The following is a 17,291-nucleotide window of genomic DNA, read 5'->3' on the forward strand; positions in this document are numbered from 1 at the left end:
CTTACGCTCCGGAAAGTTTTCTAAAGAGAGAACGCACCCATTCGCGGTGCAGACTCAGCGAACGACCCATCACCACCACAACCAGCAGCGCTCCTGAAAGCGCGCTCGATACCTGGTTGGGGATGCCGACCATCTGTAAACCCTGTTGCAGGTACCCCACCAGCAGCGCTGCCAGCGCCGTACCGACAACCGAACCTGACCCGCCGTAGATATTCGCCCCGCCGAGTACGGCGGCGGTGAGCGCAGGCATCAGCAAATCGCGCCCCAGATCTGACCGCGCGGAACCGAAATAGGAGACCATGATCAGTGCGGCAATGGCCGAGGCCACGCCCACCAGACCGTACAGCGCGTAGGGCATACCGTTAACCGACAGCGCCGCATAGCGCGCCGCACGCGGGTTCTGGCCAATCAAAAACAGATGACGGCCAAAGCGCCCGCGGTGGGTAATCAGCCAGAAGAAAACGGTAATCACAGCGAACAGCACCAGCGGGAGCGGCAGGCCAACGACCGTGAGATTCGCGAACGCGGTAAAGCTGTCCGGGAAGCCGCCGATGCCCTCATAGCCCGTCGCCCCCGCCATGCCGGAAAGCAGCAACGCCCCGCCACCGTAGAGATAGAGCGTGCCGAGGGTAATCACCAGTGGACTGATGCCGGTGTAGTGGATCAGCGCCGCATTCACCAGCCCGCACAGCAGGCCGAGCAGCAGCGTCAGCGGAATGGCCACCGCCATCGGCCACTCGGCCTGCATCATCACCCCCAGCGCGATGGCGCACAGGCCGATGGTCGAACCCAGCGAGATGTCGATCCCGCCGCTGATAATGACAAGCGTGAGCGGCAGCGCCACGATACCGATACAGATGAAGTCGCTGGTGCTGAACAGCAGCATATTGATGTCGAGCATGCGCGGGTTAATGGCGCCAAAGAGCAGGATCTCCAGCACCAGCAAAACCAGCAGCGCGCTTTCCCAGTTAAGCTTCATTTACGCCACCTCTTTTTTGCGTTTGGGAAAGGGAGTGACGTGCTTTCCCCCTCTGTGACCTGGCTGGAAGCGGCCGTATTTCAGCGCCCGCTGATGGCGCGCCAGCGCCTGACGCAGCCGCCCGTCGAGCACCAGTACGCCCAGCAGCACCAGCCCGGCGATAAAGTCATTCCACCAGGCTGGCAGCCTGAACAGCACCAGTACGGTGTCGATTTGGGTGAGGAAGAAAGCCCCAAGCAAGGCACCGATCAGCGTGCCGGTGCCACCCAGCAGAGAGATCCCCCCGAGCACGCAGGCGGCGATGGCCTTCATCTCCAGCCCGCTGCCGGTCTGGTTGGGGACAAAACCAATTTGCGCGGCAAAGACAATCCCTGCGCAGGCCGCCAGCATGCCGTTCAGGGTAAAGGCGAGCATGCGGGTGCGGTTCACCGCTACGCCCAACTGACGCGCGGCGGCGAGGTTATCCCCCACCGCGTAGAAATCACGGCCGAACGCGGTACGCGACAGCGTCCACGCGCCCGCGGCTGCGATAATTAACACCACCATACCGAGTGGCGACATGCTGATGGCAAGCGGTTCAGAGAGAGATTTCAGCCCCGGCGGCAACCCTTCAATCCACTTCCCGCCCGTCCAGAGCAGCATCGCCCCGCGATACAGCCCCAGCGTGCCGAGGGTGGCGACAATCGCCGGGATGCGCAGCCCCACCACCAGCACGCCGTTAAATGCCCCAGCCAGTGCGCCAATCGACAGTGCGAAGAGGATGGAAACGGGCAGGCTGTAGCCGCCATTGAGCGCCACGCCGACGGCGATTGCCGACAGCCCAACGGTCGAGCCCACCGAGACGTCAATATTGCGGGTCAGCATGACCAGCGCGGCACCAATGGCCAGCAGGATCAGGATCTGGGCACTGGCGAAGATCATCCCCAGCGTTTGCAGGCTGAAGTAAGACGGGTTCAGCGCCACCAGCACGGCAAACAGTGCCAGAATGGCGAGAAACGCGCTCAACTCACGGTTCTTTAATAAGGTCTTCATGATTGCCCTCCGAACGCCAGCGCCATCATCCTGTCGAGGCTAACGGCATGGCGCGGCAGCTCGCCGCTGAGTACGCCCTGATGCATCACCAGTACGCGATCGGCAAGGCCCGGGAACTCATCGAGATCGCTTGAGATCATCAATACCGCAACGTTCTGCGCGGCCACGCTTTTGATGAGCTGGTAGATATCGGCGCGCGCGGAGACGTCCACGCCACGCGTCGGTTCATCGACAATAAGGAGTAAAGGATTGGCCTCCAGACAGCGCGCCAGCAGTACCTTCTGCTGGTTGCCGCCGGAGAGCGTACGCACGGTTTGATCCGCATGGTTGAGCTTAATCCCGAGCGCACGGTGATAGCGCTCTACCACCGCCGACTCCCGCTTGCGCTGCTGCCAGAGAGACGGCTCGTTCAGCACCACGGTGTTCCAGCGGATCGGCGCGTCGAGGAACAGGCCGGAAACCTGCCTGTCTTCCGGCAGGTAAACCAGCCCTTTTTCCAGACGTGAACCAGGCGGCTCGGCAGTGATTTCCTGATTCTCCAGCCAGACGCGCCCCCCGCGCACCGGGCGCAGGCCGTAAAGCGTTTCGGCAAACTCGGTGCGCCCGGATCCCACCAGCCCGGCCAGGCCGACGATCTCACCGGCGAAGATCTCAAGACTCAGATCGATAAACCCCTCCCCGGTGAGATCCTCCACGCGCAGCACCGGGAAATCCTGCGGCTGGGTGCGGCGGTTGCCCGGCAATGCCAGCCACAGCTTTTGCGTCTCGCTCAGAGATTTTTCCCGACTCACTGGCGTCATGGCGACAATCAGGGCGTTATCGTCAAACTGCGCGGTTTCACCGCTCAGCACCACTGCACCGTCGCGCATCACCGAGATGTGGCTCGAAAGCAGGCGAATTTCCGGCAGCTTATGCGAGATAAAAACAATGCCGACGCCAAGCGCCTGCAACGCGCGGATCTGGCGGAACAGGCGTTCGGTTTCGCCGGGCGTGAGCGAGGCGGTGGGTTCGTCGAGGATCAGGATCCTGGCGTTGCGCATTAATCCGCGGAGGATCTCTACCATCTGCTGATCCGCCACTTCCAGTGTGCTGGCGGTGGCATCAAGGTTAAGCTGGCATTGCAGCTGCTGGAGCTTATCGGCCAGGCGCGGTTCCAGATCCCGTTCACGGGGCAGGCGAAAGAGGATGTTTTCCCGCACCGTCAGGTTGGGGAACAGCAGCGGCTCCTGCGGTACCAGATAAATGCCGAGCTTATGCGCCTGCGCTGGCGTAAGCCGTGCAAAAGACTCCCCCGCAACCGAAAGTTCACCGCTGTCGGGCGTTTCAACTCCGGCGATGATCTTCATCAGCGTCGATTTTCCCGCGCCGTTCCCGCCCATCAGGGCGTGTACCTGGCCCGCGAGCAGCGTGAAATCAATGCCTTTTAACACCGGCACGCCCGAGAACTGCTTGCTGATCCCCCGCGCTTCAATAAGTGGTGTCATCATCGCTCCGCTATTGAACAAATGATTTTTAGATTTAATAATGTTCAAAAGCGTAGACGGTGAACTATATTTACAACCGTGCAGGGATCACAGTTTTATTGATTAAGATCCAGATAAAACAGAAACCCGCTTAAAGATCCGTTTTGTCGCGTGGCTCACATTTTCCCTTCGCGTCATCACGAACATATGATCTAAATTTTTATAAGAGTTCAATTATGAGCGATAAACGCACTGCGGAAGAAGGACGGTTTGCCGGGCTGGCGCTGGCGGAAGAGGAGCTGGTGGCGCGCGTGGCCTGGTGCTATTACCACGACGGGCTGACCCAGAACGACATCGGTGAGCGACTCGGGCTGCCGCGTTTGAAGATCTCCCGTCTGCTGGAGAAAGGCCGCCAGTCCGGGGTGATCCGCGTGCAGATCAACTCCCGTTACGAGGGCTGTCTGGCGCTGGAAACCGAACTACAGCAGCGCTTTGGGCTGAAGCTGGTGCGCGTGATGCCCGCCCTGAATACGCCGCCGATGAACGTGCGGCTGGGCATTGGCGCGGCGCAGTCGCTAATGGGCGTGCTGGAGCCCGGCCAGCTGTTGGCGGTGGGATTTGGTGAAACGACCATGAGCAGCCTGCAGCACCTGAGCGGCTTTATCAGCTCGCAGCAGATCCGCCTGGTGACGCTCTCCGGCGGCGTCGGGCCGTATATGACCGGTATCGGCCAGCTGGACGCGGCCTGCAGCGTCAGCATGATCCCCGCCCCGCTGCGCGTGTCATCCGCCTCCGTTGCCGGGATCTTAAAACGCGAAACCAGCGTGCGGGACGTGATCCTCGCCGCCACCGCCGCCGACGTGGCGGTGGTCGGCATTGGTTCGGTGAACCAGCGCCGTGACGCCACGATACTGCGCTCCGGCTATATCAGCGAAGGTGAACAGCTGATGTACGCCCGCAAAGGCGCAGTCGGCGACATTCTCGGTTATTTCCTTAATGCCGAGGGGGAATGCGTTGAGGAGCTGGAGATCCATAAAGAATTACTCGGCGTCACGCTCGATGAACTGGCGCAACTGCCCACCATCGTTGGCGTGGCCGGCGGGGAAGAGAAAGCCGATGCGATTTATGCCGCACTTAAGGGTCGCCGTATCAATGGCCTGGTGACGGAGGAGACGACAGCCCGCGCGGTGCTGGCCCTGACGTAACGGGGATGCCCTGCGCTAACAACGAGGCAAGCTCATGAGTTACCTTTTAGCGTTAGATGCAGGGACCGGCAGCGTTCGCGCCGTGATTTTCGATTTACAGGGCAACCAGATTGCCGTCGGCCAGGCCGAGTGGAAGCACCTGAGCGTGGAGAACGTACCGGGATCGATGGAGTTCGATCTCGACACCAACTGGCGGCTGACCTGCCAGTGCATTCATCAGGCGCTGGAGCGTGCGCACCTGACCGCGGCGGATATCCAGTCCGTTGCCTGCTGCTCCATGCGCGAAGGGATTGTGCTGTACGACCGCAACGGCGAGGCCATCTGGGCCTGCGCCAACGTCGACGCCCGCGCCAGCCGCGAGGTGGCCGAGCTCAAAGAGATCCACGACAACCGCTTTGAATCCGAAGTGTATGACGTCTCCGGGCAAACTCTCGCCCTGAGCGCCATGCCGCGCCTTCTGTGGCTGGCGCACCATCGCCCCGACATTTACCGCAAGGCCGCGACCATCACCATGATCAGCGACTGGCTGGCGGCGAAGCTTTCCGGCGAGCTGGCGGTGGATCCCTCCAATGCGGGCACCACGGGCATGCTCGATCTCTTTTCCCGCGACTGGCGTCCGGCGCTGCTCGACATGGCCGGGCTGCGCGCCGATATTCTCTCCCCGGTGAAAGAGACCGGCAGCGTACTGGGAGCCATTACCCATGAAGCCGCGCAGCAAAGCGGCCTGCGCGAAGGCACGCCGGTGGTAATGGGCGGTGGCGATGTACAGCTGGGCTGCCTGGGGCTGGGAGTGGTCCGCGCCGGACAAACGGCGGTGCTGGGCGGCACCTTCTGGCAGCAGGTGGTGAACCTGCCGCAGGTGCGCACCGATCCCGATATGAATATCCGCGTGAACCCGCACGTCATCCCCGGCATGGCCCAGGCGGAGTCGATCAGCTTCTTCACCGGGCTGACCATGCGCTGGTTCCGCGACGCCTTTTGCGCAGAAGAAAAGCTGATTGCCGGGCGGATGGGAGTGGACACCTATACCCTGCTGGAAGAGATGGCGAGCCGCGTGCCGGCAGGCTCCCATGGGGTGATGCCGATCTTCTCCGACGCGATGCATTTCAAGCAGTGGTACCACGCCGCGCCGTCGTTTATTAACCTCTCTATCGACCCGGAAAAGTGCAACAAAGCGACGCTGTTCCGTGCCCTGGAAGAGAATGCGGCAATCGTTTCGGCCTGCAACCTGGCGCAGATTTCGCGCTTCTCCGGCGTGACGTTTGAAAGTTTAGTTTTTGCGGGCGGAGGAGCAAAAGGCGCCCTGTGGAGTCAGATCTTAAGCGACGTCACCGGGTTGCCGGTACGCGTGCCGGAAGTGAAAGAGGCGACAGCGCTCGGCTGCGCGATTGCGGCAGGCGCAGGCGCGGGATTATTTGCAGATATGGCCTCAACGGGCGAGCGGCTGGTGAAGTGGAGCCGCGAGTTCACGCCAAATCCCCAGCATCGTGAGCTGTATGACGGCATGATGCAAAAATGGCAGGCGGTGTATGCCGACCAGCTTGGGCTGGTGGATAGCGGGCTGACCACATCGATGTGGCAGGCCCCGGGATTGGTACGGGCAGCGGCGCCGTAAAATACGCCGGATGGCGCTGCGCTTATCCGTCCTGGGGTTTTGTAGCCCCGGTAAGCGCAGCGCCACCGGGGAAGTTCTTTGAGATCTATCACAATCATTCGATCCCGCTTTTACCTTTCCGCTGCCGCTGGCTAAATTAGTAACTCATCCGACCACATAACAATAATTTTACACTGGAAGAGACTATGAGCCGCTACCCGTCGTTGTTCGCCCCCCTGGATCTGGGGTTCACCACCCTTAAAAACCGCGTGTTAATGGGCTCGATGCACACTGGGCTGGAAGAGCGTCCGGACGGTGCCGAGCGTCTGGCGGCCTTCTACGCCGAGCGCGCGCGGCATGGCGTGGCGCTGATTGTCACCGGTGGCGTAGCACCTGCGTCTTCAGGCGTGACGATGGAAGGTGGCGCGGTGTTGAACGATGCGAGCCAGCTTGCACATCACCGTATCGTTACCGACGCGGTTCACAAAGAGGGCGGCAAAATCGCCCTGCAAATCCTGCACACCGGGCGCTACAGCTATCAGCCGAAACTGGTCGCGCCGTCGGCCATTCAGGCGCCGATTAACCGCTTCACACCGCATGCCCTCAGCCACGACGAGATCATAGCGCTGATTGACGACTTCGCCCGCTGCGCGGCGCTGGCGCGTGAAGCAGGTTATGACGGCGTCGAAGTTATGGGCTCAGAAGGTTATCTGATTAACGAATTCCTTGCCGCCCGCACTAACCAGCGCGAGGACGAATGGGGCGGCGACTATGTCCGCCGCATGCGCTTTGCCGTTGAAGTTGTGCGTGCGGTGCGCGAACGAACAGGAACAGATTTTATTATCATCTTCCGCCTGTCGATGCTCGACCTGGTGGAGGGCGGCGGGACGTTCGACGAAACCGTGCAGCTGGCGCAGGCGATTGAAGCCGCTGGTGCCACCCTCATTAACACCGGGATTGGCTGGCACGAAGCCCGTATTCCGACCATCGCCACACCGGTGCCGCGCGCGGCATTCAGTTGGGTGACGCGTAAGCTGAAAGGCAAAGTGTCTGTTCCGCTGGTCACCACCAACCGCATTAACGACCCGCAGGTGGCGGACGATGTGATATCGCGCGGCGATGCCGACATGGTGTCGATGGCGCGGCCGTTCCTTGCGGATGCCGAGCTGCTGTCCAAAGCGCAAAGCGGACGCGCGGATGAGATCAACACCTGCATCGGCTGTAACCAGGCCTGCCTGGATCAGATCTTCGTCGGCAAGGTGACCTCCTGCCTCGTCAACCCGAGAGCCTGCCACGAAACTAAAATGCCGGTCGTTCCGGCGGCCAGCATAAAACGCCTGGCCGTCGTGGGCGCAGGCCCGGCGGGCCTGGCGTTTGCAGTGAATGCCGCCTCGCGCGGCCACAGCGTGACGCTTTTTGACGCTGCAGGCGAGATTGGCGGGCAGTTTAATATCGCCAAACAGATCCCCGGCAAAGAGGAGTTCTACGAGACCCTGCGCTACTATCGCCGGATGATCGACCTGACGGGCGTCGAGCTCCGGCTCAATCAGTTTGTCAGCGCGGCGGATCTGATCGGTTTTGATGAGGTGATCCTGGCAAGCGGGATCGTACCGCGAACGCCTGTGATCGCAGGTATCGATCATCCAAAAGTGCTGAGCTATCTCGACGTATTGCGTGACAAAGTGCCGGTCGGGAAAAGCGTAGCGATTATCGGCTGCGGCGGAATTGGCTTTGATACCGCCATGTACTTAAGCCAGCCGGGTGAGGCTACCAGCCAGAACATTGCCGAGTTTTGCGTGGAATGGGGTATCGACACCAGCCTGAGCCAGTCCGGCGGCCTGCGTCCGGAAGGACCGCAATTGCCGAAAAGCCCTCGTCAGATTGTGATGCTGCAGCGTAAAGCCAGCAAGCCGGGCGAAGGACTGGGTAAAACCACGGGCTGGATCCACCGGGCAACCCTGCTTTCACGCGGGGTGAAGATGATCCCGGCGGTGAGCTACGAAAAGATCGACGACGAGGGTCTGCACGTTACGATCGGCGGTGAACCGCAGCTGTTGCGCGTGGATCATGTGATTTTGTGTGCCGGGCAGGAGCCGAGAAGGGATCTGGCGGATCCGCTGCGCGAAGCCGGAAGAACGGTGCATTTGATTGGCGGATGCGATGTGGCGATGGAGCTGGACGCACGGCGGGCGATTGCACAGGGGACGAAGCTGGCATTAGCGATTTGATTTCTTGCCCGGTGGCGCTTCGCTTACCGGGCCTACAAAACCGTAGGCCTGTGCAAGCGCAGCGCCGCCAGGCAAAACAACCTTAACGACGACGCCCCAGCTTCACCGCCTTCAGCACCACAAACTTGTTGTTCGTCGCGATGGTGACGCAGTTGCCGAAAATTTTCTTCAGCTTGTGGAAGTAGTCCAGGTGGCGGTTCGCCACGATGTACAGCTCGCCGTTGATTTTCAGACAGCGGCGCGCGTGGTGGAACATCTCCCAGGCGACGTTATCCGTCAGGGCATGCTTCTGATGGAACGGCGGGTTACAGAACACGGCGTTGAAGCGGAACGGCTCCACGCCGGAGAGCGCGTTGTTGATCATAAACTCGCAGCGATCCAGCGCCTCTGGCAGGTTAGTTTCCACGTTCAGACGGCTGGAGGCCACCGCCATTGGCGATTCGTCGCTAAACACCACGCTGGCGTCCGGGTTTTTCGCCAGCAGCGTCAGGCCAATCACACCGTTCCCGCAGCCCAGGTCGACGATCTCCCCTTCCAGATTTTCCGGCAGATGTTCCATAAAGAAGCGTGCGCCGATATCCAGGCCGGTACGGGAGAAGACGTTCGCATGGTTGTGGATGGTCCAGTCGGTGCCTTCCAGCTTCCAGCTCAGCGTCTCTGGCGCGTCGGCCAGCTCCGGTGCGCTAAACGTACAGTTGATCAGGCGCGCTTTTTTCCAGGCAAGCGTAGTGGTGGTTGGACCGAGGACTTTCTCGAACAGCTCCAGCGTCGACGTGTGGATATCGCGTGCCTTGGCACCCGCGATAATACGGGTTTCTGGCGTGACGACTTTTCGCAGCGCGCGCAGCTGTTGCTCCAGCAGCGCCATGGTTTTTGGCACTTTAATCAGCACCACACCCGGCGCCTGCGGGTACTCCGCGGTGCTGTCGAGGAACTTCACGCTGGATTCGTCGATTTCGTTATGGCGCAGGTTTTCACGCGTCGCCAGCTCGCTTAAGTAAGAATCGCCGATGCTGTAAGGTTTGTGCTCCGCCAGCGCGCAGCCCAGCGCGCCGAATGCATCATTCAGGATCAGAACCGGCCCGAGGATTTCGGTATCATCCAACTGCTGCAGCAGATACTCATCCGCCGCTTCCCACGCCTGAAGCGGGTTAACGTCGTCCGTTTCCGGGAAACGTTTAAGGTTGAGTGAACGGAAACCGTTGTCTAAGTGGCTCATCGGCCCTCCTGAATGGTAAAATTTGGCGTATCCCTGAAAAGGGTGCGTGAGTATACCCGTTTTATTGTCGATTTGGGGCGTTGATGAACCAACTTACTTATCTCCAGGGCTACCCGGAGCATTTACTTTCTCAGGTTCGCAGCCTGATTGCCGAGCAGAAGCTGGGCGCGGTGCTGGAAAAACGCTACCCCGGTACGCACGATTTCACGACCGATAAAGCCCTCTGGGGGTATACGCAGGATCTAAAAAGCCGGTATCTGAAGAGCGCGCCGCCGATCAACAAGGTGATGTACGACAACAAAATCCACGTTCTGAAAAACGCGCTCGGCCTGCACACCGCTATCTCCCGCGTGCAGGGCGGCAAGCTGAAAGCCAAAGCCGAGATCCGCGTGGCGACGGTTTTCCGTAACGCACCGGAAGCCTTTCTGCGGATGATCGTGGTCCATGAGCTGGCGCACCTGAAAGAGAAAGAGCACGACAAAGCGTTCTATTCCCTGTGCTGCCACATGGAGCCGCAGTACCACCAGCTGGAGTTTGATACCCGGCTGTGGCTGACGCATTTATCGTTAAAGAGTAATGCGCAGTAACGCACGCGAATTGTCATGATGACGTGCTACAGTGGTTAAAGGTTCCCCGCTACGGAGTACGTAAACGTTTATGATACGTTTCGCAGTCATTGGAACGAACTGGATCACGCGCCAGTTCGTCGACGCCGCCCACGAAACCGGCAAACTTAAACTCACCGCAGTCTATTCCCGCAGCCTTGAGCAGGCGCAGAGTTTTGCGAATGATTACCTCGTCGAGCATCTCTTCACCTCTCTCGACGAGATGGCGCAAAGCGACGCCATAGACGCGGTGTATATCGCCAGCCCGAATTCCCTGCACTTCCCCCAAACGAAGCTGTTTCTCAGCCATAAAAAGCATGTGATTTGCGAGAAGCCGCTGGCGTCGAATATCCAGGAAGTGGAAGCAGCCATCGCGCTTGCCCGCGAAAACCAGGTGGTGCTGTTCGAAGCGTTCAAAACGGCCAGCCTGCCGAATTTCCTGCTATTGCAGCAGTCGCTGCCGAAAATAGGCAAAGTGCGTAAAGCCTTCATCAACTATTGCCAGTACTCGTCGCGCTATCAGCGTTATCTGGACGGCGAGAACCCCAATACCTTTAACCCGGCCTTCTCTAACGGCTCGATTATGGATATCGGTTTTTACTGCCTGGCCTCTGCAATCGCGCTGTGGGGCGAGCCGCACGGCGTCACGGCCACGGCCAGCCTGCTGGAAAGCGGTGTGGATGCGCACGGCGTCGTGGTGCTGGATTACGGCGATTTCAGCGTCACGCTGCAGCACTCTAAAGTCAGTGATTCTGTGCTGCCGAGCGAAATTCAGGGCGAAGCCGGGTCGCTGGTGATTGAGAAGATCTCCGAGTGTCAGAAAGTGAGCTTTGTGCCGCGCGGCGGTAAAGCGCAGGAGCTGACGCAGCCTCAGCATATTAACACTATGCTCTATGAGGCAGAGGTCTTCGCCCGTCTCGTGGAAGACAACGAAGTGAATCACCCGGGCCTCGCGGTGAGCCGCACCACGGCGAAGCTGCAAACGGAGATCCGCCGTCAGACCGGCGTGGTGTTCCCTGCAGACGGCGTGGGCGCAGAAGCTATCGCGTAAAGCTGTGTAATGAAAAGGCGCAGACCATTGACGAAACCGATGGTCTGACATATTTTGTTACCTGCAAAGGGGAGTAACTTCTTCGCCGGTGGATCGTCATTACGATGCGTGCAAAATCGCATCCGGTCGCCGGGCAACCTTCGTGGTTGTAAGTGAGACCTTGCCGGAAGGCGAGGTCTATGCATAAAAAGCTAACGGCTATCGTCTTCTGACCATAGCCGTTTTTGTTTTTTATGTGTAAGGAAAATAGTATGCATTCTGTCGGCACTCCAATGTTGTGGGGCGGATTCGCGGTTGTCGTGCTCATCATGCTGGCGATCGACCTCTTTTTGCAGGGGCGTCGCGGTGAGCATGGCATGTCCATAAAGCAGGCCGCCGTCTGGTCCCTGGTATGGGTCACCCTCTCTCTGCTCTTCTGTGCTGCCTTCTGGTGGTACCTGGCCTCAACCGAAGGCCGTGCGGTGGCCGATCCTCAGGCGCTCGCCTTCCTCACCGGCTATCTGATTGAAAAAGCCCTCGCGGTCGATAACGTCTTCGTCTGGCTGATGCTGTTCAGTTACTTTGCCGTGCCTGCGTCGCTGCAGCGCCGTGTGCTGGTCTATGGCGTGCTGGGTGCGATTATCCTGCGTACGATCATGATCTTCGCCGGTAGCTGGCTAATTACCCAGTTCGAATGGCTGCTGTACGTCTTCGGCGCGTTCCTGCTGTTCACCGGGGTCAAAATGGCGCTGGCGAAAGAAGACGGCTCCGCGATTGGCGATCGCCCTCTGGTGAAGTGGTTCCGCAGCCACCTGCGCATGACGGATAAGATCGAGAGCGAGCACTTCTTCGTGCGCAAGAACGGTCTGCTGTTTGCGACTCCGCTACTGCTGGTGCTGATTCTGGTTGAGCTGAGCGACGTGATTTTCGCCGTAGACAGCATTCCGGCCATCTTTGCGGTGACGACAGATCCGTTCATCGTCCTGACCTCTAACCTGTTCGCGATCCTTGGCCTGCGCGCCATGTACTTCCTGCTGGCAGGTGCCGCAGAGCGCTTTTCGATGCTGAAGTATGGCCTGTCGGTGATCCTCGTGTTCATCGGTATCAAGATGCTGATCGTCGATTTCTACCATATCCCGATCGCTATCTCGCTCGGCGTGGTGTTCGGCATTCTGATCGTGACGCTGATTATCAATACCTGGGTTAACCGCCAGCACGATAAGAAGCAGCAGGTTTAGTGCGTTTTGCCGGGTAAGCGCAGCGCCACCCGGCACTTCCGTTAACCAATAGTTAAAAAACATGACGCAACACGTAAAATCCAGCATTTTACTCTTCCGCCTTGCCCTGCTTTCCCTGATACTCAACCAGGCAAACAAATACTTACATCCGGACATAAATGTGACTTAGAGCACATACAGGATGGAACGCAATTTCACTCAGGAATAACGTATGAGCACACAATCAAGCGGTCTGTTCGCGCGCCTGGCGCAGGGCAGCCTCGTTAAACAAATTCTCGTCGGGTTGGTACTGGGCATTCTGCTGGCAATGGTGTCAAAACCCGCTGCAGAAGCCACCGGGCTTCTCGGCACCCTCTTTGTTGGCGCCCTGAAGGCCGTCGCACCGGTTCTGGTTCTGATGCTGGTCATGGCCTCCATTGCCAACCACCAGCACGGACAAAAAACCAACATTCGCCCTATTCTGTTCCTGTATCTTCTGGGAACCTTCTCCGCTGCCTTAACGGCCGTGGTATTTAGCTTCCTGTTCCCGTCTACGCTGCACCTGACCAGCGCGGCCGGTGACATCACACCGCCGTCCGGCATTGTGGAAGTGCTGCGCGGTCTGCTGATGAGCATGGTATCCAACCCCATCACGGCGCTGATGAACGCGAACTACATCGGCATCCTGGTCTGGGCGATTGGTCTGGGCTTCGCGCTGCGTCACGGCAACGAGACCACGAAAAATCTGGTCAACGATATATCGAATGCCGTCACCTTTATGGTGAAACTGGTGATTCGTTTTGCGCCAATCGGTATTTTCGGGCTGGTCTCCTCCACGCTGGCCACCACCGGTTTCGACGCGCTGTGGGGCTACGCGCAGCTGCTGGTTGTTCTGGTCGGCTGTATGCTGCTGGTGGCGCTGGTGATCAACCCGCTGCTGGTGTTCTGGCAGATCCGCCGCAACCCGTATCCACTGGTGCTAACCTGCCTGCGTGAGAGCGGGGTGTATGCCTTCTTCACCCGCAGCTCTGCGGCAAATATCCCGGTTAACATGGCGCTGGCGGAGAAGCTGAATCTGGACCGCGATACCTATTCCGTGTCGATCCCGCTGGGTGCGACCGTGAACATGGCGGGCGCGGCAATCACCATCACCGTGCTGACCCTGGCAGCGGTACATACCTTAGGTGTTCCGGTCGATCTACCAACGGCGCTGCTGCTGAGCGTGGTGGCTTCTCTGTGTGCCTGTGGCGCGTCCGGCGTGGCGGGTGGCTCGCTGCTGCTGATCCCACTGGCATGTAACATGTTCGGTATCCCGAACGAGATCGCCATGCAGGTTGTGGCCGTCGGCTTTATCATCGGCGTATTGCAGGACTCCTGCGAAACGGCGCTGAACTCCTCAACCGATGTGCTGTTCACCGCAGCGGCCTGTCAGGCGGAAGACGCGCGTTTAGCGAAGAACGCTCTGCGAGGTTAACAGCAAAGCGGCAACCTCTGGTTGCCGCTTTTAATGTTTTCACCCTCTCCCCGTGGGAGAGGGCCGGGGTGAGGGCACCAGCCCGCACTCAACCTAAAGCGTCACACCACTCTTAAAGATCGCCAGCTCGCGAAAATCGTTCTTCTCATTGCAGGTCTGTCTGCCGCTGGCAAACGCCACGATGGCGTCCACGAACTCCGTCAGCAGCTGCGGCATCGCTTTGCCGTGAATCAGCTGGCCTGCGTCGAAATCAATCCAGTGCTTTTTCTTCGCCGCCAGCTCGCTGTTGGTCGCGATTTTGACCGTCGGCACAAAGCCACCGTACGGCGTGCCGCGACCGGTACTGAACAGCACCATGTGGCAGCCAGCCCCCGCCAGCGCGCTGGTGGCGACCGCATCGTTACCCGGTGCGCTCAGCAGGTTCAGACCGTGGGTTTTCAGGCGCTCGCCGTAACGCAGGACGTCCACGACCTGGCTTGCCCCCGCTTTCTGGGTACAACCGAGGGATTTCTCTTCAAGCGTCGTGATCCCGCCCGCTTTGTTACCCGGCGACGGGTTCTCATAAATCGGCTGATTATGGGCGATGAAGTACTGTTTGAAGTCGTTCACCATGGTGACGGTCTTCTCAAACGTCTCTTCGTCGCGGCAGTGGCTCATCAGAATGCGCTCTGCGCCGAACATTTCCGGCACCTCGGTCAGCACCGTTGTGCCGCCGTTAGCGATCACGTAATCCGAGAAGCGGCCCAGCATCGGGTTCGCCGTGATGCCGGACAGGCCATCGGACCCGCCGCACTCCAGACCAAACTTCAGCTCGCTTAGCTTGCCCGGCTGGCGTTTATCGTGACGCATCACCTCGTACAGCTGGTGCAGATGTTCCACGCCCGCCTCCACTTCGTCATCCTGGTGCTGACATACCATAAAATGAACGCGCGCCGGGTCAAATTCGCCCAGCGTGTCGCGGAAGGCATCGACCTGGTTGTTTTCACAGCCGAGGCCAATCACCAGCACCGCTCCCGCGTTAGGGTGGCGCACCATGTTTTGCAGCATAGTGCGGGTGTTGATATGGTCGTCGCCGAGCTGCGAACAGCCGTAGGTATGGCTGAAGAGATGTACGCCGTCGGTACCCTCGGCATCGTGTGTCTCTTTCAGAAAACGCGTCTGGATCTGGCGTGCGATGCCGTTCACGCAGCCGACGGTTGGAAGGATCCACAGCTCGTTGCGGATCCCCACCTCACCGTTCGCACGACGGTAGATCTGCACGTCCCGATCCGCCGCCTGCTCTTCTTCCGACTGGAAATCAGGTTGATAGCTGTACTCGTCAAGATCGCTCAGATTTGTGCGGGTGTTGTGGGAATGAATATATTCACCCGGCGCAATATCCGCCAGTGCATGACCGATGGGCAAGCCGTACTTCACCACGTTCTCCCCTTTCGCAATGGGGATCAGGGCAAACTTGTGTCCACGCCCAACGGCCTGGCGTAACGTCACCGACTGGTTGTTGAAGGTCACTTCCGTCCCTTCGGTTAAATCTGCCAGCGCGACGGCAACGTTATCCAGCGAATGGATTTTGATGTATTGCATATCAACCTCAGACGGCCTTAGTTCAGTTCAATGGCGAAGTAGTCACGCGCATTGTTAAAGCAGATGTTTTTCACCATGTCGCCCAGCAGCTGGATATCGGCTGGCGCTTCGCCTGCGTGAACCCAACGGCCAATCATCTGGCACAAAATGCGGCGGAAATATTCATGGCGCGTATAGGACAGGAAGCTGCGGCTGTCAGTCAGCATGCCGACAAAGCGGCTCAGCAGGCCAAGTTGTGCCAGCTGCGTCATCTGACGCTCCATGCCATCTTTCTGGTCGTTGAACCACCAGCCGGAACCGAACTGCATCTTGCCCGGCATCCCTTCGCCCTGGAAGTTGCCAATCATGGTGCCCAGCACTTCGTTATCGCGCGGGTTCAGGCAGTACAGGATGGTTTTGGGCAGCAGGTTTTGTTCGTTCTGTTTGCTCAGCAGTTTAGATAACTCTTCCGCCAGCGGGCGATCGTTGATGGAGTCGAAGCCCACGTCAGCACCGAGCAGTTTGAACTGACGCTGGTTGTTGTTGCGCAGCGCGCCGATGTGGTACTGCTGTACCCAGCCGCGACGGGCGTATTCCGCACCGAGGAACACCAGCACCGCCGTTTTAAACTGCGCCACGTCGTGCTCGTTAAGCGTTTCACCCGAGAGACGACGCGCCAGAATGCTGTCCAGCTCGGCTTCGCTGGCGTCCGCAAACAGCACCACGTCCAGCGCATGGTCAGAGACTTTACAGCCATGTGCCGCAAAGTGATCCAGACGTTTGGTCAGCGCGGTTTGCAGATCGGCGAAACGGCGGATATCGGTATCGGACACCTCGGCCAGCTTCGCCATGTAATCGTTGAAGGTGGCCTGTTCGATGTTGAAAGCTTTGTCCGGGCGCCAGCTTGGCAACACTTTAATATCGAAAGAGGTATCTTTCGCCACGACAGCGTGATGTTCCAGGGAGTCAATGGGATCGTCGGTGGTACCCACCATCTTCACGTTCATCTGCTTCATGATACCGCGTGCGGAGAAGTTATCCTGCGCCAGCAGTTCGTTGCACTGGTCCCAGATTTCATCCGCAGTGGCAGGTGAAAGCAGTTTTCCGGTGATGCCAAACGGACGGCGCAGTTCCAGATGGGTCCAGTGAAAGAGCGGGTTGCCGATCGTGTGTGGAACGGTCGCGGCCCAGGCGTCAAACTTCTCGCGGTCGCTGGCGTCGCCGGTACACAGGCGCTCAGCCACACCGTTGGTGCGCATCGCACGCCATTTATAGTGGTCACCCTTCAGCCAGATGTCATACAGGTTTTTGAAACGGTAATTTTCGGCAACCTGCTGCGGCGGCAAGTGGCAGTGGTAGTCGAAAATCGGCTGGTCTTTGGCATAGTCATGGTACAGACGGCGAGCAAATTCGGTATCTAGCAGAAAATCGTCGGTCATAAACGGCGTCATTATCGTCATCCTCATTACGGGAGCGTCAGAAAGCGTATGTTCATATGCTGCAAAGTTATCACACCAATTTCCATCGGCAGACGTTTTTTTCGTGAGTAAGATCAATAAACGCCAACAAATAAATCCCCCTGAATGACGTAAACTCTTCTCCACCCCGCGCCAGTACTGGCTTCATCTGCAAAGCGCGGATGCCCACACAAATAATCATACATTTGTGATGTCACTCACCTTTTA

At 58.8% G+C, this 17,291-nt stretch carries 13 protein-coding genes; 7 read left to right on the forward strand and 6 right to left on the reverse strand.

Features of this window, described 5'->3' with window-relative positions; all coding sequences use genetic code 11:
• Position 1: 1 nt before the first annotated feature.
• From lsrD to lsrA, 3 genes are read right to left on the reverse strand one after another with little or no spacing between them, the layout of a single operon-like run.
• Complete coding sequence (gene lsrD, locus ACOTXR_RS05760) at positions 2 to 979, reverse strand: autoinducer 2 ABC transporter permease LsrD (protein WP_058690911.1); 978 nt, start codon at positions 977 to 979, stop codon at positions 2 to 4.
• The gene (gene lsrC / locus ACOTXR_RS05765; protein WP_058690910.1) at positions 980 to 2,011 is read right to left on the reverse strand and encodes an autoinducer 2 ABC transporter permease LsrC; all 1,032 of its coding nucleotides are present in this window, start codon (positions 2,009 to 2,011) and stop codon (positions 980 to 982) included.
• On the reverse strand, positions 2,008 to 3,495 hold the full coding sequence (lsrA, locus tag ACOTXR_RS05770; RefSeq protein ID WP_149410351.1) for an autoinducer 2 ABC transporter ATP-binding protein LsrA: 1,488 nt from the start codon (positions 3,493 to 3,495) through the stop codon (positions 2,008 to 2,010). The genes lsrC and lsrA overlap by 4 nt, the downstream gene beginning before the upstream one ends.
• A gap of 215 nt (positions 3,496 to 3,710) precedes the next feature.
• On the opposite strand from lsrA, the gene lsrR reads away from it, so the two are divergent.
• The 3 genes from lsrR to ACOTXR_RS05785 all read left to right on the forward strand — a co-directional run bounded on the left by lsrR (position 3,711) and on the right by ACOTXR_RS05785 (position 8,501).
• Positions 3,711 to 4,679, forward strand: coding sequence for a transcriptional regulator LsrR (gene lsrR / locus ACOTXR_RS05775; RefSeq protein ID WP_023338807.1), 969 nt, complete (start codon positions 3,711 to 3,713; stop codon positions 4,677 to 4,679).
• A 34-nt stretch (positions 4,680 to 4,713) separates the two neighbouring features.
• On the forward strand, positions 4,714 to 6,294 hold the full coding sequence (gene lsrK / locus ACOTXR_RS05780; RefSeq protein ID WP_014885315.1) for an autoinducer-2 kinase: 1,581 nt from the start codon (positions 4,714 to 4,716) through the stop codon (positions 6,292 to 6,294).
• Positions 6,295 to 6,479: 185 nt separating this feature from the next.
• Positions 6,480 to 8,501 carry an NADPH-dependent 2,4-dienoyl-CoA reductase gene (locus ACOTXR_RS05785; RefSeq protein ID WP_058690909.1) on the forward strand — a complete coding sequence of 674 codons (2,022 nt, stop codon included), beginning with the start codon at positions 6,480 to 6,482 and terminating at the stop codon, positions 8,499 to 8,501.
• An 82-nt stretch (positions 8,502 to 8,583) separates the two neighbouring features.
• Here ACOTXR_RS05785 and rlmG read toward each other — a convergent pair whose 3' ends face one another.
• On the reverse strand, positions 8,584 to 9,720 hold the full coding sequence (rlmG, locus tag ACOTXR_RS05790) for a 23S rRNA (guanine(1835)-N(2))-methyltransferase RlmG (protein ID WP_014885317.1): 1,137 nt from the start codon (positions 9,718 to 9,720) through the stop codon (positions 8,584 to 8,586).
• Positions 9,721 to 9,803: 83 nt separating this feature from the next.
• Here rlmG and ACOTXR_RS05795 point away from each other — a divergent pair, with 83 nt between their 5' ends.
• From ACOTXR_RS05795 to sstT, 4 genes are all read left to right on the forward strand, one after another.
• On the forward strand, positions 9,804 to 10,307 hold the full coding sequence (locus ACOTXR_RS05795) for a YgjP-like metallopeptidase domain-containing protein (protein ID WP_023331357.1): 504 nt from the start codon (positions 9,804 to 9,806) through the stop codon (positions 10,305 to 10,307).
• A 70-nt stretch (positions 10,308 to 10,377) separates the two neighbouring features.
• The gene (locus ACOTXR_RS05800; RefSeq protein ID WP_014885319.1) at positions 10,378 to 11,376 is read left to right on the forward strand and encodes a Gfo/Idh/MocA family protein; all 999 of its coding nucleotides are present in this window, start codon (positions 10,378 to 10,380) and stop codon (positions 11,374 to 11,376) included.
• Between the two features lie 251 nt (positions 11,377 to 11,627).
• Entirely contained in the window at positions 11,628 to 12,593 is a 966-nt protein-coding gene (locus ACOTXR_RS05805; RefSeq protein WP_047344557.1) for a TerC family protein, read from the forward strand.
• Between the two features lie 211 nt (positions 12,594 to 12,804).
• On the forward strand, positions 12,805 to 14,046 hold the full coding sequence (gene sstT / locus ACOTXR_RS05810) for a serine/threonine transporter SstT (RefSeq protein WP_058690908.1): 1,242 nt from the start codon (positions 12,805 to 12,807) through the stop codon (positions 14,044 to 14,046).
• A 93-nt stretch (positions 14,047 to 14,139) separates the two neighbouring features.
• Here the strand turns inward: sstT and ACOTXR_RS05815 are convergent, their stop codons facing one another.
• Entirely contained in the window at positions 14,140 to 15,627 is a 1,488-nt protein-coding gene (locus tag ACOTXR_RS05815) for a UxaA family hydrolase (protein WP_023337835.1), read from the reverse strand.
• A 17-nt stretch (positions 15,628 to 15,644) separates the two neighbouring features.
• Positions 15,645 to 17,057, reverse strand: a complete 1,413-nt coding sequence (gene uxaC / locus ACOTXR_RS05820) for a glucuronate isomerase (RefSeq protein ID WP_014885323.1) — start codon at positions 17,055 to 17,057, stop codon at positions 15,645 to 15,647.
• Between the last annotated feature and the right edge of the window lie 234 nt (positions 17,058 to 17,291).

The organism is Enterobacter cloacae complex sp. IR53030, from assembly GCF_049238365.1.
GTDB lineage: Bacteria > Pseudomonadota > Gammaproteobacteria > Enterobacterales > Enterobacteriaceae > Enterobacter > Enterobacter kobei.

Bases quoted from the DNA above. Each gene is read 5' to 3' on its own strand.
- lsrD (WP_058690911.1), bottom strand. From the start codon at position 979: ATGAAGCTTAACTGGGAAAGCGCGCTGCTGGTTTTGCTGGTGCTGGAG.
- lsrC (WP_058690910.1), bottom strand. From the start codon at position 2,011: ATGAAGACCTTATTAAAGAACCGTGAGTTGAGCGCGTTTCTCGCCATT.
- lsrA (WP_149410351.1), bottom strand. From the start codon at position 3,495: ATGACACCACTTATTGAAGCGCGGGGGATCAGCAAGCAGTTCTCGGGC.
- lsrR (WP_023338807.1), top strand. From the start codon at position 3,711: ATGAGCGATAAACGCACTGCGGAAGAAGGACGGTTTGCCGGGCTGGCG.
- lsrK (WP_014885315.1), top strand. From the start codon at position 4,714: ATGAGTTACCTTTTAGCGTTAGATGCAGGGACCGGCAGCGTTCGCGCC.
- ACOTXR_RS05785 (WP_058690909.1), top strand. From the start codon at position 6,480: ATGAGCCGCTACCCGTCGTTGTTCGCCCCCCTGGATCTGGGGTTCACC.
- rlmG (WP_014885317.1), bottom strand. From the start codon at position 9,720: ATGAGCCACTTAGACAACGGTTTCCGTTCACTCAACCTTAAACGTTTC.
- ACOTXR_RS05795 (WP_023331357.1), top strand. From the start codon at position 9,804: ATGAACCAACTTACTTATCTCCAGGGCTACCCGGAGCATTTACTTTCT.
- ACOTXR_RS05800 (WP_014885319.1), top strand. From the start codon at position 10,378: ATGATACGTTTCGCAGTCATTGGAACGAACTGGATCACGCGCCAGTTC.
- ACOTXR_RS05805 (WP_047344557.1), top strand. From the start codon at position 11,628: ATGCATTCTGTCGGCACTCCAATGTTGTGGGGCGGATTCGCGGTTGTC.
- sstT (WP_058690908.1), top strand. From the start codon at position 12,805: ATGAGCACACAATCAAGCGGTCTGTTCGCGCGCCTGGCGCAGGGCAGC.
- ACOTXR_RS05815 (WP_023337835.1), bottom strand. From the start codon at position 15,627: ATGCAATACATCAAAATCCATTCGCTGGATAACGTTGCCGTCGCGCTG.
- uxaC (WP_014885323.1), bottom strand. From the start codon at position 17,057: ATGACGCCGTTTATGACCGACGATTTTCTGCTAGATACCGAATTTGCT.